The following is a 25,299-nucleotide window of genomic DNA, read 5'->3' as shown; positions in this document are numbered from 1 at the left end:
TGCGTGCCGCCGCCCCGACTCGCCGGTACGGCAGGTCGGGGCGGCGGTGCGTCAGACGATCCGACGTTTCGGCGTCACTTCAGGTGCCGGGCGAAGAAGCGGTTCGCCTCCTCCCCGGCGAAGGCTGGAACGCCGGTGTGCCCACCCATGTTGGCGTGCAACGTCTTCTCCTCGGAACCGAAGGCGTCGAACAGGTCCAGGGCCAGGTGCCGGTCGTTTCCTTCGTCGTCCCACTGCAACAGGACATGGAGCGGAATGGTGACCTGCCGCGCGTCCTCGAACATGCTGCGCGGCACGTAACTTCCGGCGAACAGGACGGCGGCCGCGATGCGCGGCTCGACCATCGCCAGTCGGATGCCGATGGCGATCACCCCGCCCGAGAACCCGACCGGACCGCCGATCTCGGGCAGCGACAGCAGGGCGTCCAGGGTGGCCCGCCACTCCGGGACCGCCTGTTCGACCAGCGGCAGGATGAGCCGGTCGACGATCTCGTCGGTGACCGGCTCGCCGGCTCCGATCGCCCGACGCAGGTCGGCGCGGGCCTGCTCGGCGTCGGCGGACCCGGGCCGGTTACCGCTCCACGGGAGTTCGATGGTGGCCGAGGCATAGCCCGCCGCTGCCGCGTGTCGAGCCCGGCCCGCCAGACGGGGATGCATCTTGTCCAGTCCACCGGGGTGGCCCATCAGGATCAGCGGCGCGGGCGCGGATCCGGGCGTCCACAGGACGCCGGGAACCTCGCCGAGCGTGAATTCGCGCTCGACGACGTCGTCATCGAGACGCTGCTCTGAAATGAATTGCATGGTCGTGCCTTTCGGGAATGCGCGTGAACGGCGCTCCCGGACGACCTATCGCCCTACCGTGGCCCCAAAGGGGAGCACCCATGTAAAAACCGCGTTCACAGGTACCACCTCCTCGTTCTCCAGCCCGGTCCCCAGAAACTAGCAATGGTTGCCGCTGCCCGGCAACGGATTAACCGACGGTCCGCTCCTGTGCTCGACCGGCCGATGATCACGCTCGCTTCACTCGATGTCTGAACTGATCGGCTCGGCCAGATGCCCGAGGGCGTCGTCGTATTGCCTGCGGTCGAACCGGAAGGGGCCGAACCCTCGGTAGTCGCGCTGCGGGCGATGGGGCTGTTCGAAGTTGTCCCAGGTCGCCAGGTCCTCGGTGAGCGTGATTTCGGCCTGGAGTGGCCAGCAAACCCACTCGCCACACTCACACGCGAGCAGGGGAGTCTTCGATCTCGTCGCAATGGTTGTCTTTCCCCGGAAGTGGTCATCGATCCGGTTGCTCCCGAGGTATGCCGGTAGGAGGCCCCCGTACGCCCCACCGGCGGGCCGCATGCCTGCCTCGATCTCGAATCTGTCGATCAGATCGGTGAGCGGGACGCCGTCCACCCTTGGCATGACCCGGTCGCGTCGCCATATCGGCGCGATGCCGGCCAGTACCCAACGGCGTGGGCGGCTGAACTGAACTTGTACTTCGAACTGAATCTTGTTGACGGCCACGGTGAAGTCCCGCGGAGACGTGCTGGCGCGAACAGCGGTCTGGCTATCGGCATCGCCGGAATCCAACCACTCGCCGGGGATCACCGGCAGGGGCGAAGAACGCCCTTTCCACTGGAAATAGTCACGGCCCCATCATATATGGCACCCGCATGTGCTCGGACGAGCAATCCTGCACTCCTGCAACGGGGTCGATGGCCGACGACCTACCTGTGCGACACGGTGCGCTAGTCCGTCCCCGATGAGATTCAGGCCCTGCTCGAACGCTGCCTCGTGATCGATCGGGGGGTCGGCAGAGGGGTTCCTCCGGGTCGTGCTGCCTTGCTCCTCCCGGACTGCGCCGACGGGTGAAGCGGCTTGCGGTGGAAGCTACGGCTGTTCTCGCGGAACCATTCGCGCCAGTCGTCAACTAGCCGTCGCCCACGGGCCCGAACGGATAGTTCTCGATCAGCCTGACCGAAGGGGCCGCCGCGGCCGCACGTGGCGCGGACCGCTTTGTCCGTCGATTGAATGAAGGATAGACGAAGAGATGTACGGCTGGCAGACTAAACATGGTCGGGGAAAATTAATCTTGAATTTTCGACTCGAGGCCAGTGCTTCGATTCGGGGGATATAATGGACAGCAAAGATAACGAGAAGAAATTCGAAAAATGGCTCACCATACGGGTTCTGACGAATCTCTTGGCCACCATCGGAATATTGGTTTCGGCTGCATGGGTCTTCTGCTTGATCTTCCCGTTGGACCTGTATACACGGCTGTGGTGGTTGGCGGCGGACTCTGCGATAGGCGGGATCTGGCTGTTGCTAAGGTTGATCCCGCCCGCTGTTCCGGTCAATGAGGCGAATGTATTCGCCACCTCATATAAAACAAACACTATTGTTCGAGCGCTGATGGAAGAAGCGTTCGAGATGACCGCCAAGTATGACAAGGAGGTTCTCGCGCTGCTCGCCGATATGATGGTGGAGCCGGAGACCTATCGTCATCGTGTAACAGAAAATCTGGAGCTCGGCCGCTGGGTCACGAAGAGATCCGTCACTATGGATCTCGTCATCGACGAACAGCAGTTCGCGCAGGTCGAAAAGAAGCCCTCGATTCTGGTTCCGCTTATAGAGCCGACGAAGGGTTGGCTGTTCGATCGGCTTGCCATCCACCCCACCGGCGACGAGCCTGTGGTGTCCCTGGCGTATGGCGGCCAATCGGCCGCTCTGTATATTGCGGTGCTCATTCATCAGTTTCATATCACATATCCCGACCTTCCCGCAGACTTCAGGAACTGGCCGTGGGACCGGTACGCGGCTCTGCAAGACATCGTGACCACGGTGTCGAAATCCGCTGCCGCATTGCGGTCGATGAGCAGATCGTTCACGAACAATTCGCAGTCCAGGAAGGTGAAGCTGAAAGAGGAGGATCGCCAGCGGCTCTTCGATGAAGTGGTCAAGGCGCATCAGGAGGATTTGGATCTCATCCTCGTGCCTAGTTCCGTGCCCGCGCCTGTCGGGGTGCCCGCTGTGGCCGATGGTAGCGGCGAGGAACTTGCCGTCCAGGATGTGGAGCGGGACAAGCTGCGGCGGATCGCGCGGCTCGGTATAGCTCATTACCTGGTGATCGTGCAGTGCAAGCCGGCGAAGTACCTCAAGCTGGCGTACAGCTACGAGCAGTCGACCGGAAGCTTCTTGCAGAAGCCGACTCGTTCGGAAACTTCGACACTGGCTCGGATTCTGCAAAAGATGTCCGGAATACCCAGTGGCTACCTGAAGGTGGGGCTCACCCGTGCAAGTCACGCTAAGAGTTATCACATGCACGCCGGTATACCCGACGGGTCGTATGTGCGACTCGCCTACGTCACCGATGATGCGAACCGGGCTGTCATGGTTAACGCGCGACCGTCCATCGCCGTCAATATTCCATATCTTCGCCCGGTAGGAAAGTCCGTGACCAGTCTGCACGTTTACGGTAGAAACCTGAGCAGCATCCGGGAGAAGGAGGGGAAAATTATTCCGATTGTTCGCAAACTCGATCGAGACGTCGATGAGCTGAATTCTCAACCAGTACGCCTCGGCCTCCGGGCGCGGATTTGTGAACGGCCAACCGGTACGGAGCTGTTCGCCACGATAGTGGCCTGGTCGGTGCTGCTGGTGACGATAATCCTGCGGACGGCGGCCGAGGACGAGGCACATACTGACGTCGCGGTGGCGGTGCTGGCACTTCCGGCGGCGATTGCGGCGTTGGCGGTGTTCTTTGTCCGGGCCTTCGAGCGAAGTCTGCTGGTATCCGTCGCCGGCTCGGCACTGACGATGGTGAGTACCGTGCTTGCGGTCACGGTGACTTTCCTCTTTGCGCTCAGGGCTGCGTCGACAAAACCTGATATGCATGCCGGCGACTGGTCTCGCTGGGCGCCTTACTGGCAAATATTGCTCGCACTCGTCGTGGTCGTGGTCATTGCCGCTACTGGGATGCTGGTAATTCGTACCAAACGGTATGTCTCCAGTCGATTCAAATCCGACACATAGTAATCATCGGAGAGTGTTGACAGCGGCGGTATAATTCGTCGCAGGGATTAACGTAGACAATATACTGCTCGATCATTTATCGATGGACACTCATATAGCACCAGAAGAGGAGGCTTGGCTCATGGCATCGAAGACTGGCCCGAGCCCCAGCGATCGCGATCAAGACGAAACCGTATGGGTTGAGGACGCTTCGTACCGTGCCAACGGCGCGCTCGTCATCCCCAGCGACGACGCCGACGTAGATCCGGTCCCGCTGGGCACGCCGCTCGGCAATGTCGAAGAGACCGCCGACGCTTATGGACCGATCCACGACACCATGGTCCGACTGAACGGCAATCCAGTCGAGCGCGCGCAGACGCTCGACGCGATGATGGCCCACTGGGATCCGGAGGCGGCGAACGAGCGGATCAAGGCTCGGGTCAGGGCGCGCGTAGCCGCGAACCGCAAGGACGACAGGTCGGTCCTTGGCAACGTCAAGGAATGGGTACGAGCCCATCCAGTCGCCAGTTCGTGGCTGTAACGCAGACCCTTGTCAGAGGGAGGCGCGGGAGGCTTCGAGCCTATGGCTGCCGACTGAACCTCACGGGCACGATCAACTGTGAGGTTCGTGGGAACCGATCCTCAACCGCACAGCGCCAGTTGGGTGAAGGCTTGGAGGGCGTGGTCTATGGGGTGGGGTTGTGGGCGTTGGGTGGGGTCGATGTGGTTCCATCGTTGGAGGTTTATCGCGACCGATAGCTGTCGTCGGGTGTCCGCGCTGGTCATGGACATCGCACCGCCACCCCAGACGGACCCGTCGTGTCCCCAGAAGATGCCGTGTCCTGGCACCGTCAACTTGTGCAAGCCGAGGCCGTACTCGATGGTCTTTCCCTCGAACGAGATGACCGGTACCGTGCGTTGCATTTCGGAAAGCGCTGAGTGGCTGATGATTTCACCATCGAGTAGCAGCCCGTAGAAGCGGTTCAGGTCCGCGACGGTCGAGATCAGCGACGCTGCGGGGCCGACCCAGGACATGTCGAAGACGCTGAAATCGCGTGGCGGATCGAACATGCCGAACCACGCCTCGTAGTGCAGGGAGTGCGGGCCGTCGAGATCCGGCCCGGTGGGGAGCTCGGTGTCGCGCAGTCCGGCCGGCTCGATGACGTCACGGGTGATGCAGTCCTCCGCCGAGACGCCGGTCACCAACTCCAGAAGCTGGCACAGGAGAAGGTAATTGGTATTCGAATACACGCCGGGTGAGCCACCGGGGTTCCCGGTGGCCGGCGCCGCGACGCCCAGTTCGATCAGCTCGATCGGATGAAACTTGGTGAACCTGTTGTCTTCCAGGCTCTTCGGCGTGGTTCGAGCCACCTCGGGGAACGCCGCGAGCGACGGATACGCGTACGGAAGATATTCGGCGAGCCCGCTCGTGTGATTGATCAGCATTCGCACCGTGATCGCCGACCCTCGATCACCGGGCACGAGGTGCGGCAGGTAATCGCCGATCGGTGCGTCGAGCGCGATCTGGCCGCGGTCGACCTGTTGCAACACCGCCGCCGCGGTGAAGGTCTTGGTGATGCTGCCGACGCGATGCCGCATCTCCGCCGTGACCGGCCGCCCGGTGGCCAGATCGGCGAGCCCGGTTGCCCCGCGCCAGATTTCAGAGCCGTCGCGGACCTCGGCGAAGGCTCCGGGCAGGCCGGCGTGGTGCAGGTTGTCCAGTGCGGTCTGCAATTTCGCGGGATCGAGGGTGTCGGTCACGGCGGGTGTCCTCTCACGGTCGACGAGTGCTCGTTCGCACTCGAAGTGACACCACTATCGACCGGCGGGTACACCCCGGTATTGGAAGAATTTCCCCCACGCCCGGTACCGATGCTGGGCGATCGTCGGCAGATAGTGCGCGGTCAGCGCCCCGGGCGGGCGGTGGGCGAAAATCGAAACGTCCCGGCTCAGATGCGCTTGATCGGTGTATCCGCAGTCCGCCGCGACCTCGGCGGCGGGCCGTCCCGCCAGCAGGCCGTCGACCGCGGACCGGAACCGCACCAGCATCGCCGCCCGCTTCGGCGTCAGTCCGATCTGCGACTCGAATCGCGTCAGCAGCCGCTTGTGACTCCACCCGACCGACTCGGCGAGCGCGCCGATCCGCACCTGACCACCCGAGCCGAGGATGCGTTCCCAGCTGGCGAGCACCTCCGGATCAGGCGCCCGCGTCGGCCGATCACCGTGCGCCAGAAACGTTTTCGTCAACGCGAAACGCTCCTCCCAGGTCCCGGCTTCCGCAAGTCGCGCACGCAGCCGCCGGGCCCGCGCGCCCCACAGATCCTCCAGACCGACCGCGTCCGGTCCCAAATCGGTTGGGGCGATGCCTAATAGCGCATATGCCCGGACAGGCGACAATCGCACCTCGACGCATTCGGCCCGCTCACCGCGAACCCGCATCGCCGCCAGCGGAAGCCCGGCCACGAACCCGTCGAGCGTCCGCCGCCCGGACGCGTCTTCGACCACCAGCCCACGACCCCCGAACTCGATCAGCACGGTGATCGCCGCCGTCCCCGCCACCCGAAGATCCACCCCGGCCCCGCCCGCGTCGCGATATCCGATCATCGCGCCCCGGAACGGCGCGGCCACGGCCGTGCCCGCGAAATCCCACTCCGCGTCCCGCCCGATATCAACCACCCGTTCAGGCTACGTAATCAGGCAGGCGCGCGAGGAGCGACAACCCCAGGAAGACCTGGTCGTGTTGCCGCGTGGGTTCTGCACCGTCCCCTGACCACAAGGGCATTCGACCCGCGCGACAGCTGTTCGGAAATCCATACCAAGCAGCCCCCGACTGTGACCTGTCCCGCATCTGCCGATCGAGTGCCCGCTTCGGTGTCCACACCGCTTAACGTCGCCAAGGCACGACAGTTGGAGGGAAGGTGGCGGCGAGCGTGGTTGAAACCCAGGCGAAGCTCGATGAATTGGTCAAGATCCTGGCGATCGCTACGGAACCGGCAGGTGAGGCCGGTATTGCCAAGCGGGAGAAGAAGGGTATCCCGAGTGTCCGCGAGCGCGTGCACATGCTGCTCGATCCCGGCACGTTCGTCGAGACCAGTGCGCTGGCCCGCCAGCCCGATCAGAAGGACGCCCTCTACGGCGACGGACTGGTCACCGGCCGGGGTTTGATCGCCGGTCGTCCCGTGGTGGTGATCGCCCACGACCAGACCGTCTACGGCGGGTCGGTCGGCATCACCTCCGCGCGCAAGTTCATGCGGGCGCTGCAACTCGCGTTCGACAACGCCTGCCCGGTCGTCACGATCAACGATTCCGGCGGCGCGCGCATCCAGGACGCGGTCGGCTCGATCGCGTCGTTCGGAGATATCTCCCGGGTGCTGGAGAAGCTGTCCGGCTACGTGCCGCAGGTGTCGATCATTCTCGGCAAGTGCGCCGCGGGTTCGGTGTATGGGCCGATCAATACCGACGTGCTGATCGGCACCAAGGATTCCTACATGTTCGTCACCGGCCCGGAGGTGATCAAAGCCGTCAACGGTGAGGACATCTCCGCGGAGGCGCTCGGCGGCGCCGAGGTTCAGGCCAAGCGCGGCACCCTGCATCACGTGGCCGACACCGAGCAGGAGGCCTACGACTGGGCCCGCCGGTACCTGAGCTACATGCCGACCAGCTGCCTGGAGCAGCCGACGATCGTGAATCCTGGCCTGGAGCCGGAGATCACCGCCAGCGATCGGGAACTGGAGAAGATCGTCCCTGACTCCGATCGCACCGGCTACGACATGCACGAGATCCTGCTGCGGATCTTCGACGACGGTGAGTTCCACGAGGTTCGCGAGGCGATGGCGCCGAACCTGATCACCGGTTTCGCCCGGGTCGACGGTTATCCGGTCGGCGTGATCGCCAATCAGCCGCTGGTGCTGGGTGGTTCGATCGACGCGAACTGCTCGGACAAGTCGACCTATTTCATCCGGCTCTGCGACGCGTTCAATATTCCGCTGGTCTTCGTCGTCGACACCCCGGGGGTGCTGCCGGGGCTCGAGCAGGAAGCCAACGGCGTGATCATCCGCGGCGGCCGGGTGCCGCGCGCGATCATCGAGGCCACCGTGCCGATCATCAACCTCGTGGTGCGCAAGTCTTACGGCGGCGCGTACGGCATGATGGCGGCGCGTCAGGTGGGCGCCGACATCAGTTTCGCCTGGCCGACCGCCCGGATCGCGGTGATCGGCGCCGAGAGCGCGGTCGACCTGATCGGCAAGCGGCAGCTGGCGGCGGTGCCCGCCGAGCAGCGGGCCGCGGCGCGCGAGTTCATGGTCAACCACTACAACGAGACCATCGCCACCCCGTGGATCGCGGCCGAGCGCGGCTACATCGACGCCGTCATCGAGCCCGCGCGCACTCGCCTGGAGATCCGGCACGCGCTGCGCTTGCTGCGCGACAAGCCGCCGGTCAAGCCGGAGTTCAACCCGCGCAAGCATCCGGTGTACCCGATGTGAGTGCGAGTCCGACCGCGCCAGGTGCCCTCACCTGGCGCGGTCTGTCTTACTCGCCCCCGTGGTCGGCGTGCCTGGGCAAGCAGAACATCAAGCCCCACATCACCGCGAAGACGCCGCCGACCCACCAGAGCACACCGGTGAACGCCTCGCGGTTGGCCGCGCCGTCGGGTGCGCCGCCGGTCGTCGCGAAGAACACCAACGCCGTCATGGCGATGCCGACGGCGTAGCCCAGCTGCAACGCGGTGTTGAACAGGCCGGAGGCCGAGCCGGCGCGCTCGTGTGGAACCTTCGCGAGCGTCAGGTCGGCGATCGGCCCGCCGACCATGCCGAGGCCGAAGCCGAGCAGCACCACGGGAACGGCCATCGCGAGCAGCGTCACCTCGGCGTGGCCACCGCTGATCTGGATCCCGTAGGCCGTTATCGAGGCGAGGGCGATCAGGGCGCCGGTCTGCGGCAGGCGACGCGCGAACCGGCCCGCGGTCTTCGTCGCGGTGATGGCGCCGGCCAGCTCGCCGAGCGCGAGCAGCATGAAGGCCAGGGCCGCCGACAGCGGGCTCATGCGCAGGCCGTGTTGCAGATACAGCGTCCAGGTCATGAAGAACAGGCCGCACATCAGGCCAAGCATCAGCTGCGTGGACAGTCCGCCGGCGAACTGCTTGCCCCGGAACAACGACAGCGTGATCAGCGGGGCCACCGTGCGGCACTGCTGCTGGCGCAGGAATATGCCCAGCACGAGCAGACCGCCGGCCAGCATGGCGAAGCACCACAGCGGCCAGCCGTGCGCCTGTCCCTCGGTGAGCGGGAACAGGATCAGCACCATGGCCGCCGCGGACAGCAGCACCCCGACGAGGTCGAGACGTTCCGCCTGCGTCGCGGTCGACTCGGTGATGAACTTGCGTCCGAGGACGATCACGGCGAGGCCGATGGGCACGTTGATCAGGAAGATCGGCCGCCAGGACAGGCCGAACAGGTCGGCCTGGGTGAGTGTGCCGCCAAGGACCGGACCCAGGACACTGCCCAACGACAGGACGGCTCCGAAAAGGCCGAAGGCGCGGCTGCGGGTTTCGCCGTCGAAGGTGACGTGCACGGTCGCCAGGACCTGCGGGATCAGCACCGCGGCCGCACCGCCCTGGCACACGCGGGCGGCGATCAGCAGGCCGGGGCCGGTCGCCACGCCGCACAGCAGCGAGGCGAGGGTGAACCCGGCGGTGCCGAGCAGGAAGACCTTGCGCCGGCCGAAGATGTCACCGAGCCTGCCGCCGGTGATCAGCCCGAGGGCGAAGGTCAGCACATAGCCCGCGGTCAGCCACTGCACCGCGGCCGGCCCGGCGCCGAGCGATGCTTGCAGGGTGGGCAGCGCGGTGACGACGACCGAATCGTCGAGGATGCTCATGAGTTCGCCGGTCAGCAGGACCGCGAGGGCGATCTTGGCGGCCGCCGTCATCGCCGGTGACGAGACGGGGATACCGGCCGAGGGCTCAGGGGTCTGGTCGAGCGCGGGGGAGTTCACGGTAGGGCTCCTGATTCAGGAATCGGGGAGCTCGCCATCCGCCGCACCCGGGGCGGAAAACACGAAATCCCGGGGCAGCTGGCAGAGCCGCACCCGGGAACGGACAGCGGGGTGACGCAACTCAGGCCGATGCGACGTCCGGTCCCATGCACGTTGACCGTGGGGACTGCGGACGACTACCCGACCTGGGAGATACGTCACCACCTCGAATCCACTACCGAAGGAACAGGAGCCCGAGCCGCCGAAGGAGCTGCGGAAGCCGGGACTCGACCACGATACGGCACCGTCCGGCTCCTGCGCACGCGGATATCCGCAGGCCCGCCATCTGGGCCGCGAGGTCATGCGAAAGCCGCGCGGCCGCCGCAGCTTCCGGTCCGGGCAGGCGCGGTTTACGGTGACAACCGTGCGGAAGCGCCACGACGCCCGACCATCCGGTGAGGTCACGGACGCATTCCGGCGCGGAGAAGTGGTGGCATGGCCTCGCCGCGGCGGGGCCTGGACGAGGTGGGAGTACCGACGAGATGACGAACCGCTTGGTCGGCGTGACGATCGACTGTGTCGATGTGGAGCGGGTCGCGGACTTCTGGAGCGCGCTGCTCGATCGTCCGCGTGGAACGTCGCGGCCGGGCTGGGTCTACCTCGGCGAACGCGACGATCCGCAGCCCCGTCTGGTCTTCCAGCCCGTGACCGAGCCGAAGCGCGGCAAGGTCCGTCTGCATCTGGACGTCGCGGTCGACGACATCGACGAGGGCATCGCCCAGGTCGTCGCGCTCGGCGGCAGGCCGACCGGTGAGCGGCACGATTACGACCAGGGCGTGGTGGTCGTGCTGACCGATCCCGAGGAGCACGAGTTCTGCCTGGTCCAGTACTACTGACCGGGCCTATTCGGTTGCCGGAGCGGTGGTTTCGTGGACCAGCCGCCACAGGTAGCCATGGTCCGCGCTGAGCAGGATCGCGGTGACCAGCCGGCGACTGCTGACCTCGCCCTGCCGGTTCTCCGCCGTGAAACGCACGGTGAGAATGGTTCCGCTCTGCGCCACCTCTTCGATGTCGCTGATCTCGATGGTGAAGCCCGGCTGCGCATTGCGCGCCGACCACACGCCCGCCAGCAGCGTGTCCCGGTCGATGACCTGACCGAGCGTGGTGACCGAGGAGAAATCGTCGTGCAGCGCGTTGGCGAACCGGTCGAACACCTTGGGCGGGGCGTTCGAGCCCATCCATTCGGCCAGGTCCGAGTGCAGTGCCTCGATCACATCGGCGAGGTCGGGGTGTTCAGGCATAGCGGCAATCTCGGTCTCGTCGGCGTACGCGGCCCTTCCCGAAGATCATATCCAGCGTGGATCGCACGAAATAGGTGGCGCGGCAATAGGATCGTCGGGGTGGTGGGAGACGACAAGGCACACAGTGGCATATCCAACCGGCGCGCGGTCATCGCCGGGGCAGCGGCGGCGGTCGCGGGCGCCGGGATCGGGGTGGCGGCCGGGCGGGCCACCGCGACGGACGCGGACGCCTCGACCGTGCCGGGTTCGTTCACGGTGGTCGATCGGCGCGGCAAACAGCGGTTCCTGCTGGATACGGGGAAGCCGCCGATCGTCCTCGGCGGTAAGACGCTTCCGGCGGCGGAGCGGAGCGGGCCGGACGGCTCGTACCTGATCTTCAACGACGAGAACGGCGATGAGAAGGGCGGCATCATCGCTGCCAGCAGCGGGGCGCTGGTCTCGCTCGACTACCCCAACGGCGACGCCGTTCACCTTCAGACCGCCTGGCAGGACCGGACGGGTGGCGCCGCGCTGACCATGACTCACATCGGGGATCCGACGGCGCCGATCGACGACGCGAAACATCCTCTGGGCGTGCAGCTTTCCGTCGACACCGAGAACGGGACGGCGCTGATGCTGTGTGATCCGCAGGGGCGCCCGCGAATTCGGCTCCGCGTCGGGATGGACGGTACGCCCTCCATCGCGATGCTCGACGAAAACGGCACTGTCGTCAAACAGCTGTGATCGCGAACGGGATTGCCGCCGGCGGGCCGTACCGGCGGCAATCCCGCTCCGCCCCCAGATGTCAAGCGGTGCAATTTTTCTGGGCGTCGGTGCGCACCTTGCGGCCGGTGAACTCCTCCAGGATCGAGATGTTCTCCTGCGCGTAGTTCTTCTCGGTGATCTTGTCGGCGTTGGGGCTGCCGAGCTTGCCGGAGTACGGCGCGGACTTCTCCAACCAATAAGCGGTGCGCAGGAATTCGGTCAGCACCCAGTCGCGCAGCTTCGGCTCGTTCTTGATCTTCGCCCAGTAGTCGGGGTGCTTGTCCTTGGCAACGCGCAAGTACAGCAGCAGATACCGGAGGTTGGTCGCGGCGATATCCCTGGAATTACTGGCGCCGATGCCCTTGATGTACTCCTGCACCACGGTGACCGCGGGCAGGCCCATCAGCCCGGCGTTCAATTCCGCGGTCACGCCTTGCAGGTGGTAATCACCCTGCTGCTTGTCCCGCAGATAGATGCCGTCCATGTCGTCGCTGAGCTTGTCCTTGATCAACGGCAGGATTTCCTTACGCGGGAAGCCGCCGTACAGCGGGATGTTCGTCAGCTGCTGGGTGGCATTGATCCAGGACGCGGTGTACTTGTCCCACTCGGTGCGCGACCCGTCCAGGTCCCACATGTGGGTTTCCTCGTGAATCGCCACCATCATCGACTCGGCGAACGCCTCGAAACTGCTCGTATCCACGAACTGGTTCCAGTACTGATCCTTCGCCTGCGCGATCGCCAGTTTCTGCCCGCTCGGCCATCGCCGCTGGTACATGGCTTGCAGGGTGGGCATCCAGTTCGACCGGTTGAATCGAGCCTTCAGGTCGCTGATGTCGGCCTGGGGTGTGGCGGGTTCCTCGTAGCAGAAGGGTGCGGCCGCAACCGGATCCTGGACATCGGGTGCCGCCACCGCCACCGAGCCAGGCCCGATCGACAGGATCAAGCAGGCGGTGACGATGGGTAATAGACGTTGACGGTTCATGAGAATCTCGCTCGGGGGTGTGCAGGGGTAGGGCGGGTGCTGGACAGCAGGACGAACCCGATACCGCGGCGCTGGGCATTTCGACAATTGCTCACCGAGACCGCAGGGCATTCGACCAAAACCGAGATCTGTTGCGCGCGAGGCTGTCCCAGCGACGGCCGCGGGGTACGCCACCATTTCTGAACAACTGTTTGAATGGTGACATGAAAGACATCACCCGGAACTCCCCAGTGGAAGTGGGGAGAATTTCGAGAATTCACCCTTGAATTGTTCGACCGCGCAACCCGCGCGGAACGCGAAGCTGCGTAGGCCCGATCCCGAACTCCCCCAGTGCATATGCCGCCCCGCGCTACGGTCGCCGCCGTCTGGTCGGCGACGAGGCTGTCGGCACGCGACGATCCCGTGCCGGGCGAGCGGAAACGCTCGCCCGGTCAAGCGGGTGGTTAACGCCCGGAACCGCTTTCGAGGAACTCACGAATGAAGCAGAGGGGGCAGATCGGGTCGAACGGCGCGGTGACCGTGGTGGCGGAATTCGACGGCGGATCCGCCGGCGCGGCCGAGGCGATCGCGGGTTGCGCGGCGAGCGCCAGGGAAATGGCTCCGGCGGCGAGAACATTCAGCATGGGACGGTTCAAGAGATCCTCCACGTTGATGAGATGAGCCGTGAGGGTAGCAAGGTCCGCCGACGCGGTCATGCCCCGAATTTCGGCGAAGTCTCAGCCGAGTGCGTGCTCTTCGACCGGTGCGCTCAGGTTCGTGCCGTTGAGATCCAGGTACAGCGAGCGTTCGGTGACGGACAGGGTCGCGGTATTGCGGCGGTCGAGTGCGGCGACGGCGGCATCGATGAAGTCGCGGTCGAAGCTGTAGAGCGGGATGTCCTCGGCCCGGTGGATGCGCTTGCCTGCGAATTGGGCCAGCACCTTCGCCGGGTCGCGATGGGTATAGGCGGCCGCGCGCCCGGCCAGCTTGCTGCCGCGGTGCAGACGTTCGGCGTCGGGTGCACCGACCTCGATCCAGGCCGTGATCCGTCCGGTCATGTCCCGGACCAGCACCGCGGGCTCGTCGGTGGACGAGACCCCGCCCTCGCTGAAGGCGATGCCGTCCTGATATTCGAGGCAGTAGGCGAGCAGCCGGGTGATCATGAACTCGGCGGTCTCGGACGGGTGGCGCGCGACCCGCAACTCCAGATCCTGGTAGACCTCGCGATCGACGTCGGCCAGCTGGACGGCGAAGTTGTGCAGTGTTGCGGGAAGGGCCATAAGATCAGGAGCTTAGGTGACGCCCGCCGATGCCCGTGCCGCGCGACCTCGGTCAGGGGATGAACCGGGTGTCCGGGTGCCGCGGGCTGTTCGCGTCGAACAGGTCGGTGCCGATGTGCTTCAGGTGCAGATCGAAGAACGCCGCGATGTAGTCCTGCTGCGCGTCCACCGATCGCGCCGGATTGATCGTGCCGACCTCCTGCTCGCGCGCCTCAGTCGTCAGCAGACTGGCGCACTGTGGCACCGCGACCTGTAAGTCGGTGAAGCTGTTGTGCGCGGCGCCGTCGAAGTGCAGGTCGCGCTTCCACCCCCGCTGGTTGGCCCAGAACTGACCCCAGCTCGGGTCGGCATCGTTCGCGTGCGAGTGCTCGAATCCGCGGCCCGTCTGCGGATGCACGCCGTCCGCGCCGACCAGTAGGAACGGCCGGTCCAGTCCGTGCTGGGTGACCTCGCCGAGCCGGCCTGCGCTCATGCTGCCGTCGAAGTTGATGCCTGCGGTGATGCGCCGATCGTGAAACATCGCCTCGCCCGCGGCGTAGCCGCCCAGCGAATGACCGAACATGCCGACCTTCGACAGGTCCAGCGCGCCCGCCAACCCCGCTGGGAGCGCGCGATTCTCGGCGTCCGGCTGCTCGCCCCGGTGCAGCCGGTCCAACTGGTCCAGCACGAACCGCGTGTCCGCGACCCGGGTGTCCAGCGCGGTCGCCAGGAAGGCGGGGTCAGGCTTCGCGTCGCCGGTGACCATGCGCCCGCCGGGGAACTCGACCGCCTGCGCGTCGTAGGTGTGGGAGATGGACACGACCACGAAGCCGTGGCTGGCCAGGTCGTCGGTGCGCACCGAATTGAGCTCGCGTGGCACCCCGAAGCCGTGCGAGAACAGCACGACCGGCCACGCGCCGCCCGTGCGGTCCACGTCGACGGAGTTGCTCGCCTGGCGGGTGGCGCCGGCCCAGTCGATCGTGCCGGGTGCAAGTCCGTCCGCGGGCGCCGCGGTCGCGATCCGATCGATCGCGGCCGCCATACCCGGCGACATCCAGGCGGCGCGCTCCCCGGTGCGCTGCGCGGGGTAGCTCACGGTGACCATCAGCTCCCGCTTGTCGGCCGGATGCCATGGATCCGGCCGCGTATCCACCAGATGCAGGTCCGTCGTTCCGACCGGATAGCGTCCGCTCAGCGGCGGCAGGGTGATCTTCGCCGGGGCGGGAGCCGGCTCGGTCCTGTCCTGCCCGCACGCGGTGAGCAGGACGGTCGCGGCCATGGCGGCGGCCAGCGCCGCCGCGCAGCTGCGCAATGTGAACACTTCGGGGGTCCTCCTCGACGTCGGCTCGGCGTCATCATGGCAAAAGCCGCCTTACCTGCGCGTCGCCCTGACGGAGGAGTCGGTGTACCCCGGGATGCGTAGGGGAGTACCCCCAGAGGACCGAGCCGCTACCGACTCGTCCCCCTAGACTGTCGATCGAGAGGAAGGGACACCTGATGAAGCGAAACCTGAACTGCCCCTGCGGAGAAGCCATCGTCGGCACCGACGAGGACGATCTTGTGGCGAAGACCCAGGCCCACCTGGCCGAGAATCATCCGGGTCACGACTACTCGCGTGACGAGATCTTGTTCATCGCTTACTGATTCGATTATCGGTTCAGCTCCGGCCAGAGCACCTGATCGGGCTGGCACAGGCTGGCCGATCGGGTAGTCGGCACCGGGCCGGTGCCGGGGGTGAAGGCCCACTGGGAGATCGGCCCGGCCGCCTTCCAGCGCAGCGCGCCCGACGCGTCCGCGACCACCTCGTACACGGACTCGCTGCCGCCGACGAGCTGGGTGCCGACGCAGTAGTCGTTGTATTCGGTGCCGGGTTGCTGTGCCCCCGCGCTGAAGTTCCCGGTCGGCGCCGTGGTGGCGCCCGGGTTCGCGACGGTGCGCGGGGTACGGCCGCCCGCGCCCGGGATCCAGCGCGGTGCGCCGAGTTGATCTGTGGCACAGGTGAATGCACGGCCGCCGGCCGTGACCGCCGTGCCCTGCGGGTAACCCGTTCCGGCCCAGAGACAATCGGCGGCGGGTGCGGCGCTCGCGCTGCCCGTGGCCGCGCCGACCAGGCCAGCGGCGGCGACCGCGGCCGCGGCGACGGCCAGCCCGCCGCGCCACCGGGTGGGCCGTCCGGAGGCGTCGTGAGCAGCTGATTCGCGTTCGTTGTCGATCATGTCTCGACCATAGGAATCGGTTGCCCGACTGAGCATCACGCCGCAGCGCTATTTGCCGTCGGTACCCCGGTGCTAGGGGTGATTCCGCAGTGCGCGGCGGCGCCGACTCAGGGTGCCGAGGACCGCCGGGGAGGTGTCCGATCAGGCCAGGGATGTGTTGTGTCACAAGGACGCCGACGCTGTGCTGTGCGGTTGCACGGCCGGAATCCGGCGGGACCCCGGCGATCGACCTACCGACAAGTTTTCGGTCGCGCCGACCGCATATCGCCGAAACATGCTCTGCTGTATGGTCTCTCGCGGGATGGGCCGGCCCGGAGGATTTCGTCCGTCACCCTGCCCAGGGGGAGGTCCGATGATAGGATGGACTGGAACTGAGGGATGTTCGGGCAGATGAGTTCCTCGGTCGAAATCGTTGAGAACAAGGCGGGCTCCGCCTTGTTCTTCGTGTGCGAGAGGGGACTTGGACACGTACTCCCAATTGGTGTGCCTGCGGCACGTGGTGTAGGTCGAACGGTTATTCCTTCGGTGTGGAATACCGTCGGTTTGTGGTGTCCTGATTCGAATTGTTCGGGATTTCCTTTGTTGTCATCGTGGCGACTGGTCGGTCGTCGCGCTTCGAGACTTGATCACACCATATATGGTGGCGTACAACCATGTCCGGTGTCGCCTTCGTGGTCGGTGCCGAAACCCAACTCTTAAGCGTATCCGCGCTGCTGCCTGTTTCGGGCTGGAACTGGTAGGTTCCGAAATGTTTCCGAAAGGTGACGCGTTTGATCTCGGGGTTAACACCATTCACAAATAACGCCACGAATCACGCTGGCGATCCGCAGATTGCGAATGCAGGGGGCTTTCGACACCGTATCGTTGCCGGAACTCTGCCAATGTGAAATATTGCTGTCCGCGCTAGTTAGTCACTGCTGACCCGGCACAGCGCCGTGCCTACCGCATCGATTCGTCCCGCTTGTTGTGGTGGTTCGGATCGGTACTGGCAGCGGGGCGAAGTGTGCTACGGAATGATCTCGGCTTCGACGCAGGAGTACCGCCGTGAGTGAACACAGGTTGAACGTGGACGACGATGCGAGAGTCGGAGTTGCCGACGTAGTCATCGAGATTCCTATCGAGTCGATAGACATCAGCGGCGCACTGCGCGTGCGAGCTGAGGACTCGGCGCATACGCAGGTGCTAGCGACGACGGAGGCGGAACTGCCGCCGATCCTGGTGCATCGAGAAACCATGCGGCTGATCGACGGTGTGCACCGTCTGAAGGCCGCGAAATTGAAGGGGGACACCGTCATCCGGGCACAATTCTTCGACGGCACCGAGGAGGAGGCGTTCGTGCTCGCGGTGCAGGCCAACATCGCGCACGGCCTGCCGCTGTCGATTCTCGATCGCAAAGCCGCCTCGCTGCGCATCATGCGGATGTATCCGCTGTGGTCGGATCGCAAGGTCGCCGAAGTCGCCGGGCTGGACCACAAGACGGTCGGCGCGGTGCGCAGGCAGTCGTCTGGGGATGTTCCCCAGACGAGGCACCGACTAGGGCGCGACGGCCGGATGCGCCGCGTGCGCCGTCCGGACGTCGAGCACCAGCGCCGGAAGAAGCCCTGCGACGGCAGCGACGCGGCGCCGCTCGCGCCCGATCCGGCGCCGCCGGAACGGGTTTGCCCCTCCTCGGTCCTGCAGAGCCTGCGGCGCGATCCGTCGCTGCGGCTCACCGAGACCGGACGAACGGTGCTGCGCTGGCTCGACGCCAGTCCGCGCACGCCGACGCAATCGCTCGATCTGGCCGACCGCATCCCGGAACACTGCCTGAATCTCGTGCTCGATATGGCCCGGCAGAACGCGGCGAACTGGCAGGACTTCGCGACCCGAATCGGCGATCGGCTGCACAGTAAATGACGACGGATTCTACCTCGGGAGACGGTGCGTGACTTGCGAATCGGATTAATTTGCAGGTCGCGCACCGCCGAGTCCCCGGCACCGCGATTCACCCCGCCGACGCTGCCGAGCGTCGGCGTTTTTTCGGCCCGGAGCAGACCGTGCGGCACTGGGGCGAGTCGATCGCGGTGCCGAAGGTCGGTGGGCGAGCATCGCTCGGGTGACGTCCGGGTGGTGCCGGCAGCGCTCGGCGGCGGCACAATTCGTCGCAGTTGCGCCGAAAGCCGGGTTGCCCGAGCGCACGTGCGGGATACTTCGCCGGATTAGCGCAGCGGGCTAATTAATTAACCCGTGATACGAACTCCCCAGTATCTCCCCAGTCGAAAATAACGCCCGCGGTGTGTTTCTACTTGGATATGAAACACCCACATCGAAGGGCGGCTCGCTTCACCGCTACCGCGGTGTTCGTTTTAGCGGCAACGGCTTTCACGACCAGCTCCGGTGCCCTCGCCCAGCCAACGACAACCACACCGCCGGCAACCCCTTCGACGTCGGCGCCGACCACCACGCCGACCGGTTCCTCGACCACCACGTCGACCGATCCGTCTACGTCGCCGACCGACGCCTCGCCGACCACCACGTCTGCCGATCCGTCGACGACCTTCTACCCGTCGGCCGAACCGACGACGTCGGCGCCGACCACGCCGCCGTCGCCGACCACCTCGACGACCACCACCCCGCCGACCGCGACGACCGTCGTGCCGACGTCGCCGACCACGCCGGGCATTCTCGAGCTCCCCACCCTGCCGAAGAATCCGTTCACCGATCCCGACGGGATCATCGCGCAGGTCATCTTCAAGAACCCGCTGCCGAAGCCGTCGGGCACCCCGTCCGAGGCCCCAGCGATCGCGCAGGCGCAAGCGCAGACCGTGCAGCAGGCCTTCGGCGCCGAATCGGTCGGCAGCCTCGTGGTGGACAAGGCATTTCAGGCGGGGCAGGGCGCCACGGTCCGGCTGCGGCAACAGATCGACTCGGTGCCGGTGTTCGGCGCGACGGTCGCGCAGTCGCTGGCCGCCGACGGCTCGCTCACCTCGGCCAGTGGCGCACTGTCACACAAGGTCGAGGGCAAGTATCCGGCCGGCGTGCGTACGCCGCCCGCCGCGGTCGCCGCCACCGCGCTGCGCACGCTGGCCACCGAGACCAAGCAGTCGAGGGACAAGTTCGCGGTCGGCGCGACGGTCGCCATGTGGTACGACCCGAAACTCGCGGCCGGGAGCACCGCGGCGGGCGGGGCGGTCCCGGCCTACAAGGTCACGGTCAAAAGCGCAGGCGCACAGGGTAAGCAACCCGTGCAGTGGGTCGTGTTCGTGGACGCCAACAACACCGGACGCGTGCTGGACGGCTGGCGCGAATCCGAGCATCCCGAGCGCGACGTGTGCGATTCGGGTCGTACGCCGGCCGACCCCGACGGCAGGCCGGAAACGCTGTCGGCGCGCTGCCGCCGCTGAACGTGTGCCGCCCGGCGGCGCACTGATTTACGGGAATCGGACGGCGGTGTGCGCCGTCCGAATTCCCGGCAATACCTGCGGGATGCCGAGTTGGCATCGCCCGCAGTCGATGACAGATCCGCTCGGGCTTCGACACGTGCGCGCGACCCAGCTCGGTCCCGGATCGCCTACCACAGAGGTTGTGCACCATGCGAATTCAGAAATGGTCTGACAGAGGCAATCCGATTCCCGTCGCGCTCAGAGCCCGGCCGGTCGCGGTGTCGGCGTTGGCCCTAGCGTTGAGCCTCACGGCCGGGGTGGCCGCGGTCGCTGCCGCACCGCCGGATTCGCCGAACGGGGCGGCGGCCAGTGCGGCCGATCCGACGCCGGGTTCCGACGGACTCGGCGACCCGTACTACCCGAAGGACGGCAACGGCGGCTACGACGCGATCCACTACGACGTCGCCATCGACTACAACCCGCCGACGCACAACCTCAAGGGCAAGGCCACCATCACGGCCAATGCCACACAGAACCTTTCGGCGTTCAACCTTGACTACGCCGGGCCCGCGGTGAGTGCGGTGGCCGTCAACGGTCAGACCGCCACCTTCCGCAAGACCGGCGAGCACGAGCTCGTGGTGACGCCCAAAGCGGCGCTGCCGCAGGGGCAACCGTTCACCGTCGTGGTCGACTACGCGGGCACGGTGCCCAACACCAACGGCAACGGCTGGACCTACTCGCCGTCCGGCGGCGCCTTCGCCGCGGGCGAACCGCATTCCGCGACAACGTGGTACCCGCTCAACGACACCCCGCTGGACAAGGTCACCTTCACCGTGAAGGCCACCGTGCCGACCGGCTGGGACGTGGCGTCGAACGGCGTGCGCGCGTCGGACGTGCCGGCGGGCACGGGCAAGCACACCGTCACCTGGGAGGCGAAGGATCCGATCATCGGGTACCTGACGACGATCGCGATCGACAAGTTCACCCGGCTGAATCAGCGCGCCGGGAATACGCCGCTGGAGAGTTTCTTCGCGCCGGGCGGTGCGCAGCAGAAGAAGGACCTGGAAAAGAAGCTGCCGGGCGTGCTCGCGTTCGAGGAGGGGCTGTACGGTCCCTATCCGCTCGAGGCCGGCGGCGGCATCTATGTCGACACCAACCTGCAATTCTCGCTCGAAACGCAGACCCGGCCCATCTACGCGCCGTGGACGGACCTCAACACGCTGATCCACGAGAACGCCCACCAGTGGTGGGGCGATTCGGTGTCGGTCAAGGATTGGCGCGATGTCTGCCTGAACGAATGCTTCGCCAGCTACACCGCCGACATCCTGTACCCCGAGCGGGTCAATCACCAGAACGCCGATCAGATCTATCGCCGGGCCCTCGCCAGCGCCGATCAGCAGGGCGTCTGGTCCACTCCGCTCTACGATCCCGGTAAGGGCAACGAATTCACCGTGGTCTACAGCCGCGGGCCGCTGTTCCTGCACGCCCTGCGCCGCTACATCGGTGATGACGTCTTCTTCGCCGCGGTCAAGGATTTCGCGCAGGGGCACAAGGGCGGGAACGCGTCGATTCCGGAGTTCCGGCAGTTCGTCCAGTCCCGCACCAGCAAGAACCTGAACGGTTTCTTCGATGCCTGGTTGAACGGGCGGAAGCGGCCGGCGAGCGAGTACCTGTACCCGGGCAGCCTCAACAACCAGGGGCTGCAAGAGGCTCCCGAGGCGCCGGGCACCGATGCTTGGCCGTTCGGCCGCGGAGATCGGAAATGACGCCGGTCTCCATGAGACCTGAGTTACCGCAGCGCATCCGGACCTTTGTCGCAGCGGCCGCCCTCGCCCCGTTCATCGTGGGTGTGCTGCACGCGATGCCGGAGTCGGATGCGCGCGGGCATGTTTCGTCGCCGCACAGTCGACCGGCGAAATGTGCGCAGGTGAATCCGATCGAATCCCGGCCGCCGCGGGCGGAAGGGGGAGCGGGACAGCGTAATTGCGGTGTCGGGCACTGGGCCGACCCCGGTAACGGCGCAGTCACTCCGGCGGGGACGAAGGGTGTCTTCAAGAAGAAACCCTCCTATCTGGAGGCTTGACGATATCCGCTGGGCCGCTGCGTGTTTCGCGCAGCGGCTCGGCGTCGTGTGCGCGCCGTTCGAGCGGCGTCGCCGAACCCGCAGAGACAGCCGGACCGCGGCAGGTATCGAGGACCGCACTGCTGCGAGTCCGACGATGAGATGTCGAGGCAGCGCGCTGACGGCAGCGGCTGCCGGCGAATACCATCGGCCGTCGCGGTCAGTTCGGCGAGGGGTGTCGGCTTGGCCGGATCTGCCGCTGTCATCGCCGGGCGTGGGCGTGCGGGCGCCTCGGGGTTGACCTTCGAGCTACCGTGGGGTGGCATCTCGGTCGTTCTACCCACGTTGGAGGTTCCTTGCGCACCCTCGCTCGCGTACTGCTCGTGCTGCTGGTTCTCGCCGGTGGGTCGGCCGCGGCGGTGCCAGCTGCGCTCGCCGAGCCCACGGTGCCGCCGGTGACCATCGATGGCGTCACCCTGGAGAAGATCGACGCGGCGCTGGCGGTGCGCAACGGTGCGCCGGCCGGGCGGAGCAAAGGCGAGTTGCTCGAGCTGGTGTCGCGGCAGTTCCTCGGTACGCCCTACGGCGCCGATATGCTGATCGGGTCCGCGACGCAGCGCGAACAGCTCGTCGTCGACCTCCGCCGGGTGGATTGCTTCACCTATCTCGATTACGTCGAGGCGCTCAGTCGCTCCGCCGACAAGGAGCAGTTCCTCTCGAATCTGGTCGACACGCGCTACACCGGCGGGCAGGTCGACTTTCTGCGACGCAAGCACTTCTTCAGTGACTGGGTGAGTACGCCGAGAATCGCCGCCACCGACGTCACCGGCGCGGTGAGCACCGGCGCGATGACCGTCGCCAAGCGGCTCAACGCCAAGGGCGACGGCGGCACATATCTGCCCGGGTTGCCGGTGGTCGATCGCGCCATCACCCACATTCCCAGCGCCGCCGTGAATGACAGCGTGATCGCCGGCCTCCGCACCGGCGACTACATCGGCGCGTCCAGCGACGAGCCAGGATTGGACGTCACCCACGTCGGCATCTTCATCATGACCCCGAACGGGCCGATGTTCCGCAACGCCTCCTCCCTCGCCGCGAACAATGAGGTGGTCGACTCACCTTTCCTGGACTACGTCCACACGGTCCCCGGCATAGTGGTATACCGCCCGCAGTAGTGCCCGAGGTGGTAATCCGCTGTGCTGTGCCAGAATCCACGGATGGGTACGACCGTGATTCGGCCGGCGGGGGACGACGACCTCGGCGGTGTTGCTCGGCTTCGGTGGGAATGGCTCTTGGAAAACCAAGGGAGTCCCGCGACTTCGTACGAGGAGTTCGCTTCGGCGTTCGTGGGCTGGGCGCAGGCGAACCGGTCTTCGCATCGGTGTCTGATCATGGTCGAGAACGATGTCGTCATCGGGATGGCGTGGCTGGCGATTATTCGACGTGTACCGACTCCGAGTACGTTGCAACGTATTTCAGGTGATCTGCAGAGCATGTACGTGGTGCCGGCGCGGCGGGGTGCCGGGCTCGGCGGTCAGCTGATCGACGCCGTTGTCGATCTTGCCGGCCGACTGGGCGTCAAACACCTGACCGTGCACTCGAGCGCCAAGGCGATCAGCGCGTATGCCCGGCATGGCTTTTCGACATCGCCGGATCTGTTGTGCGCCGAACCGGTTGTGTAGCAAGCAGGTTCGTGCGTTACGGGTCCGGGGTGGGGTCGTCCGGGGGTCTGCCGTGCTCGGCGGGCGCTGTAGAAGGCGACGATTGCGGCGAGGCCGGCGAGGATCGCGTCGACGGGTAGGTAGCTGGTCAGGGTGCCGGGGATCTCGAAGGACAGGCGGGCCATGGCCAGGCCCACGGCGATCATGATGAGGACGGTTGTCTCGAGCATTCGAGTGTCCGCTTGAAGAAGCTGACCAGCGCTGCGGTCGTCTCGGCGGGACGCTCGAGATTGGGCAGGTGAGCTGCTCCGGGAAGTTCCAGGTGGCGGGCGTTCGTGAGGAGGGTGGGGAGTCGAGCGGCGAACTGGCGGAAGTCCGGCAGGTCCAGTTCGCCGGAGACGGCTAGGGTCGGTGCGCCGATCGAGGACAGGTCGAATTCGGTTCTGGTTCGGCCGGGAGCGTCGGCGGCGGCCAGTTGGAGCTCGAAGGCCTGGTGCTGCATGTGCCGCACAGCCGCTTGTATTTTCGCGTCAGCGGTAGGACTGAGCCAAGTGGCTACGTTCAGTTCCACTGCGCTCTCGATATCGCCGGCTTCCAGAAGGGCGTCCTCGCGCGTATCGAACTCTTGTAAAACGGCGCTGGGACTGTGCTGGGGCGCGGCGGAGCACAGTAACGCCAGGGCCGTGGTGCGTTGGGGCCAGCGGGCGGCGAATTCCAGAGCGATTCTGCCGCCGTAGGAGGAACCGATGAATGCAGCTTGTTCGATGTCGAGATCATCCAAGAGGCCGAAGACGTCCTCGGCGTCGTTGTACGGACGGGGCGGCACCGGAGCGTCGCCGAAACCGCGGAAGTCGCAGCGCACCAATCGATATCCGGCACCGACCAGAGTGGCCCACTGAGGGTCCCACATCCGCCGGTCGCATACCCCCGCGTGCAGGAGGACGATAGACGGGCCAGCACCTGCCACATCATGGGGGAGGGTCATTACTCGGACGCTAGTCGGCGCCTGCTACCTGCGCATTCGAATATCGCAACAGGTGACCGCCATCCACATCGCGGTCTGCTGGATCCCGGGTGGCGACCGTGTGCATCGCCTTGGTGGTCCCAGGCGGCGGGCCAGTGGTCACTACTGCTGTGTAGCGCCAAAGGCCCGATCAGGCGCCGCTGGAACGCCACCAATCCACCTGAGCCACAGCCAATGCCCGAATGATGCGGCCCGCGATCGTCAACGGGACATGGTGGAGTCAAAGTGCGAGTAATGGCTCTGTCATGTCCCGCTCGGGGGAGTAGTGAGCGCCGAACGGGACGTGCGGGGGCTAGTGGCCGGGAGCGGCCCGTCGTCAGGTGTCACGCGCGGTCGGGGGGCGGTGGGCTGGCGGGTATGGCCAGGGAATCCGGAGTGGGGCTCGCTCAGGTCCCTCTCGGAGGCGAGGACGACTCTGGGCGGGACGTGGCGGCGGCAACGTGTGAGTGGCTCTGGTCTCATGTCCCGTTCGGCGACGGGGGTGGGGCTGACATCGTGGTGGCGGAGGGTGAGTGGCGGGGGTGGCATGTTCCGGTCGGTGGGGTGCTGAATATCGAATGGGATGTTGCGGCGGTCATGGGCGAGTGGGGCGCCGTTAGGTTCCGTTTGGTATCGGGGGGGGTGGGCTGGCGGGTATGGCCAGGGACACGGGAGTGGGGCTCGCTCAGGTCCCTCTCGGAGGCGAGGACGACTCTGGGCGGGACGTGGCGGCGGCAACGTGTGAGTGGCTCTGGTCTCATG

Annotated in this window: 24 protein-coding genes; 11 read left to right on the top strand and 13 right to left on the bottom strand. The window is 66.0% G+C overall.

Translation table 11 applies throughout. From position 1 onward, the window contains the following. Positions 1 to 74 precede the first annotated feature (74 nt). Complete coding sequence (locus tag ACFQ9K_RS09790) at positions 75 to 800, bottom strand: alpha/beta hydrolase (RefSeq protein ID WP_378718412.1); 726 nt, start codon at positions 798 to 800, stop codon at positions 75 to 77. 219 nt (positions 801 to 1,019) lie between these two features. Next, a complete protein-coding gene (locus ACFQ9K_RS09785) occupies positions 1,020 to 1,406 on the bottom strand; it encodes a hypothetical protein (RefSeq protein ID WP_378718413.1) in 387 nt (128 codons plus the stop codon). Positions 1,407 to 2,120: 714 nt separating this feature from the next. On the opposite strand from ACFQ9K_RS09785, the gene ACFQ9K_RS09780 reads away from it, so the two are divergent. Then, positions 2,121 to 4,016: a hypothetical protein gene (locus ACFQ9K_RS09780; RefSeq protein ID WP_378718416.1), complete on the top strand. Its 1,896-nt coding sequence runs from the start codon at positions 2,121 to 2,123 to the stop codon at positions 4,014 to 4,016. Positions 4,017 to 4,137: 121 nt separating this feature from the next. Beyond that, entirely contained in the window at positions 4,138 to 4,536 is a 399-nt protein-coding gene (locus ACFQ9K_RS09775; RefSeq protein ID WP_378718418.1) for a hypothetical protein, read from the top strand. 101 nt (positions 4,537 to 4,637) lie between these two features. Here ACFQ9K_RS09775 and ACFQ9K_RS09770 read toward each other — a convergent pair whose 3' ends face one another. After that, a complete protein-coding gene (locus ACFQ9K_RS09770) occupies positions 4,638 to 5,756 on the bottom strand; it encodes a serine hydrolase domain-containing protein (protein WP_378718419.1) in 1,119 nt (372 codons plus the stop codon). A gap of 54 nt (positions 5,757 to 5,810) precedes the next feature. Beyond that, entirely contained in the window at positions 5,811 to 6,671 is an 861-nt protein-coding gene (locus ACFQ9K_RS09765; protein ID WP_378718421.1) for a helix-turn-helix domain-containing protein, read from the bottom strand. Positions 6,672 to 6,925: 254 nt separating this feature from the next. On the opposite strand from ACFQ9K_RS09765, the gene ACFQ9K_RS09760 reads away from it, so the two are divergent. Next, positions 6,926 to 8,479 (top strand): acyl-CoA carboxylase subunit beta, encoded by a 1,554-nt coding sequence (locus ACFQ9K_RS09760; RefSeq protein WP_378718423.1) that lies wholly within the window; start codon positions 6,926 to 6,928, stop codon positions 8,477 to 8,479. 46 nt (positions 8,480 to 8,525) lie between these two features. On the opposite strand, the gene ACFQ9K_RS09755 is transcribed toward ACFQ9K_RS09760, so the two are convergent. Continuing rightward, positions 8,526 to 9,989, bottom strand: coding sequence for an MFS transporter (locus ACFQ9K_RS09755; RefSeq protein ID WP_378718424.1), 1,464 nt, complete (start codon positions 9,987 to 9,989; stop codon positions 8,526 to 8,528). Between the two features lie 521 nt (positions 9,990 to 10,510). Between ACFQ9K_RS09755 and ACFQ9K_RS09750 the strand changes: the two genes are divergently transcribed. Next, complete coding sequence (locus ACFQ9K_RS09750) at positions 10,511 to 10,864, top strand: VOC family protein (protein ID WP_378718426.1); 354 nt, start codon at positions 10,511 to 10,513, stop codon at positions 10,862 to 10,864. A 6-nt stretch (positions 10,865 to 10,870) separates the two neighbouring features. Here ACFQ9K_RS09750 and ACFQ9K_RS09745 read toward each other — a convergent pair whose 3' ends face one another. Beyond that, positions 10,871 to 11,269, bottom strand: a complete 399-nt coding sequence (locus tag ACFQ9K_RS09745) for a DUF4440 domain-containing protein (protein WP_378718427.1) — start codon at positions 11,267 to 11,269, stop codon at positions 10,871 to 10,873. Positions 11,270 to 11,371: 102 nt separating this feature from the next. Between ACFQ9K_RS09745 and ACFQ9K_RS09740 the strand changes: the two genes are divergently transcribed. Then, a complete protein-coding gene (locus tag ACFQ9K_RS09740) occupies positions 11,372 to 11,992 on the top strand; it encodes a hypothetical protein (RefSeq protein WP_378983047.1) in 621 nt (206 codons plus the stop codon). A gap of 61 nt (positions 11,993 to 12,053) precedes the next feature. Here the strand turns inward: ACFQ9K_RS09740 and ACFQ9K_RS09735 are convergent, their stop codons facing one another. The 4 genes from ACFQ9K_RS09735 to ACFQ9K_RS09720 all read right to left on the bottom strand — a co-directional run bounded on the left by ACFQ9K_RS09735 (position 12,054) and on the right by ACFQ9K_RS09720 (position 15,554). After that, complete coding sequence (locus ACFQ9K_RS09735; RefSeq protein WP_378718431.1) at positions 12,054 to 12,995, bottom strand: hypothetical protein; 942 nt, start codon at positions 12,993 to 12,995, stop codon at positions 12,054 to 12,056. Between the two features lie 443 nt (positions 12,996 to 13,438). Further along, on the bottom strand, positions 13,439 to 13,690 hold the full coding sequence (locus ACFQ9K_RS09730) for a hypothetical protein (RefSeq protein WP_378983044.1): 252 nt from the start codon (positions 13,688 to 13,690) through the stop codon (positions 13,439 to 13,441). Positions 13,691 to 13,711: 21 nt separating this feature from the next. Beyond that, positions 13,712 to 14,254: a YaeQ family protein gene (locus tag ACFQ9K_RS09725; protein WP_378723392.1), complete on the bottom strand. Its 543-nt coding sequence runs from the start codon at positions 14,252 to 14,254 to the stop codon at positions 13,712 to 13,714. Positions 14,255 to 14,306: 52 nt separating this feature from the next. Continuing rightward, positions 14,307 to 15,554: an alpha/beta hydrolase family protein gene (locus ACFQ9K_RS09720; protein ID WP_378723390.1), complete on the bottom strand. Its 1,248-nt coding sequence runs from the start codon at positions 15,552 to 15,554 to the stop codon at positions 14,307 to 14,309. 176 nt (positions 15,555 to 15,730) lie between these two features. Here ACFQ9K_RS09720 and ACFQ9K_RS09715 point away from each other — a divergent pair, with 176 nt between their 5' ends. Further along, positions 15,731 to 15,877 carry a DUF1059 domain-containing protein gene (locus ACFQ9K_RS09715; protein WP_150404935.1) on the top strand — a complete coding sequence of 49 codons (147 nt, stop codon included), beginning with the start codon at positions 15,731 to 15,733 and terminating at the stop codon, positions 15,875 to 15,877. A 5-nt stretch (positions 15,878 to 15,882) separates the two neighbouring features. Here the strand turns inward: ACFQ9K_RS09715 and ACFQ9K_RS09710 are convergent, their stop codons facing one another. Further along, the gene (locus ACFQ9K_RS09710; RefSeq protein ID WP_378723388.1) at positions 15,883 to 16,449 is read right to left on the bottom strand and encodes a hypothetical protein; all 567 of its coding nucleotides are present in this window, start codon (positions 16,447 to 16,449) and stop codon (positions 15,883 to 15,885) included. A gap of 1,044 nt (positions 16,450 to 17,493) precedes the next feature. On the opposite strand from ACFQ9K_RS09710, the gene ACFQ9K_RS09705 reads away from it, so the two are divergent. After that, positions 17,494 to 18,345, top strand: a complete 852-nt coding sequence (locus ACFQ9K_RS09705; RefSeq protein WP_378723387.1) for a ParB/RepB/Spo0J family partition protein — start codon at positions 17,494 to 17,496, stop codon at positions 18,343 to 18,345. A gap of 385 nt (positions 18,346 to 18,730) precedes the next feature. Here the strand turns inward: ACFQ9K_RS09705 and ACFQ9K_RS09700 are convergent, their stop codons facing one another. Next, entirely contained in the window at positions 18,731 to 18,964 is a 234-nt protein-coding gene (locus ACFQ9K_RS09700; RefSeq protein WP_378723386.1) for a hypothetical protein, read from the bottom strand. Positions 18,965 to 19,082: 118 nt separating this feature from the next. Here ACFQ9K_RS09700 and ACFQ9K_RS09695 point away from each other — a divergent pair, with 118 nt between their 5' ends. From ACFQ9K_RS09695 to ACFQ9K_RS09680, 4 genes are all read left to right on the top strand, one after another. Further along, the gene (locus ACFQ9K_RS09695) at positions 19,083 to 19,832 is read left to right on the top strand and encodes a hypothetical protein (protein WP_378723384.1); all 750 of its coding nucleotides are present in this window, start codon (positions 19,083 to 19,085) and stop codon (positions 19,830 to 19,832) included. Between the two features lie 188 nt (positions 19,833 to 20,020). Then, entirely contained in the window at positions 20,021 to 21,577 is a 1,557-nt protein-coding gene (locus ACFQ9K_RS09690; protein ID WP_378723383.1) for a M1 family metallopeptidase, read from the top strand. A 652-nt stretch (positions 21,578 to 22,229) separates the two neighbouring features. Next, positions 22,230 to 23,048, top strand: a complete 819-nt coding sequence (locus tag ACFQ9K_RS09685) for a DUF1460 domain-containing protein (RefSeq protein ID WP_378723382.1) — start codon at positions 22,230 to 22,232, stop codon at positions 23,046 to 23,048. Positions 23,049 to 23,090: 42 nt separating this feature from the next. Continuing rightward, on the top strand, positions 23,091 to 23,555 hold the full coding sequence (locus ACFQ9K_RS09680) for a GNAT family N-acetyltransferase (protein WP_378723381.1): 465 nt from the start codon (positions 23,091 to 23,093) through the stop codon (positions 23,553 to 23,555). 181 nt (positions 23,556 to 23,736) lie between these two features. Here ACFQ9K_RS09680 and ACFQ9K_RS09675 read toward each other — a convergent pair whose 3' ends face one another. Continuing rightward, positions 23,737 to 24,519 (bottom strand): alpha/beta fold hydrolase, encoded by a 783-nt coding sequence (locus ACFQ9K_RS09675; protein WP_378723379.1) that lies wholly within the window; start codon positions 24,517 to 24,519, stop codon positions 23,737 to 23,739. Between the last annotated feature and the right edge of the window lie 780 nt (positions 24,520 to 25,299).

Source organism: Nocardia sp. NPDC056564, assembly GCF_042793755.1.
Taxonomy (GTDB): Bacteria; Actinomycetota; Actinomycetes; order Mycobacteriales; family Mycobacteriaceae; genus Nocardia.
This window is presented reverse-complemented; position numbering and strand designations above follow the sequence as displayed.

What these genes read in the sequence shown, in the direction of transcription:
- ACFQ9K_RS09730 (WP_378983044.1), bottom strand. Translation starts at nt 13,690, where the DNA reads ATGACCGCGTCGGCGGACCTTGCTACCCTCACGGCTCATCTCATCAAC.
- ACFQ9K_RS09675 (WP_378723379.1), bottom strand. Translation starts at nt 24,519, where the DNA reads ATGACCCTCCCCCATGATGTGGCAGGTGCTGGCCCGTCTATCGTCCTC.
- ACFQ9K_RS09790 (WP_378718412.1), bottom strand. Translation starts at nt 800, where the DNA reads ATGCAATTCATTTCAGAGCAGCGTCTCGATGACGACGTCGTCGAGCGC.
- ACFQ9K_RS09745 (WP_378718427.1), bottom strand. Translation starts at nt 11,269, where the DNA reads ATGCCTGAACACCCCGACCTCGCCGATGTGATCGAGGCACTGCACTCG.
- ACFQ9K_RS09735 (WP_378718431.1), bottom strand. Translation starts at nt 12,995, where the DNA reads ATGAACCGTCAACGTCTATTACCCATCGTCACCGCCTGCTTGATCCTG.
- ACFQ9K_RS09680 (WP_378723381.1), top strand. Translation starts at nt 23,091, where the DNA reads ATGGGTACGACCGTGATTCGGCCGGCGGGGGACGACGACCTCGGCGGT.
- ACFQ9K_RS09725 (WP_378723392.1), bottom strand. Translation starts at nt 14,254, where the DNA reads ATGGCCCTTCCCGCAACACTGCACAACTTCGCCGTCCAGCTGGCCGAC.
- ACFQ9K_RS09710 (WP_378723388.1), bottom strand. Translation starts at nt 16,449, where the DNA reads ATGATCGACAACGAACGCGAATCAGCTGCTCACGACGCCTCCGGACGG.
- ACFQ9K_RS09750 (WP_378718426.1), top strand. Translation starts at nt 10,511, where the DNA reads ATGACGAACCGCTTGGTCGGCGTGACGATCGACTGTGTCGATGTGGAG.
- ACFQ9K_RS09715 (WP_150404935.1), top strand. Translation starts at nt 15,731, where the DNA reads ATGAAGCGAAACCTGAACTGCCCCTGCGGAGAAGCCATCGTCGGCACC.
- ACFQ9K_RS09785 (WP_378718413.1), bottom strand. Translation starts at nt 1,406, where the DNA reads ATGCCAAGGGTGGACGGCGTCCCGCTCACCGATCTGATCGACAGATTC.
- ACFQ9K_RS09690 (WP_378723383.1), top strand. Translation starts at nt 20,021, where the DNA reads ATGCGAATTCAGAAATGGTCTGACAGAGGCAATCCGATTCCCGTCGCG.
- ACFQ9K_RS09780 (WP_378718416.1), top strand. Translation starts at nt 2,121, where the DNA reads ATGGACAGCAAAGATAACGAGAAGAAATTCGAAAAATGGCTCACCATA.
- ACFQ9K_RS09775 (WP_378718418.1), top strand. Translation starts at nt 4,138, where the DNA reads ATGGCATCGAAGACTGGCCCGAGCCCCAGCGATCGCGATCAAGACGAA.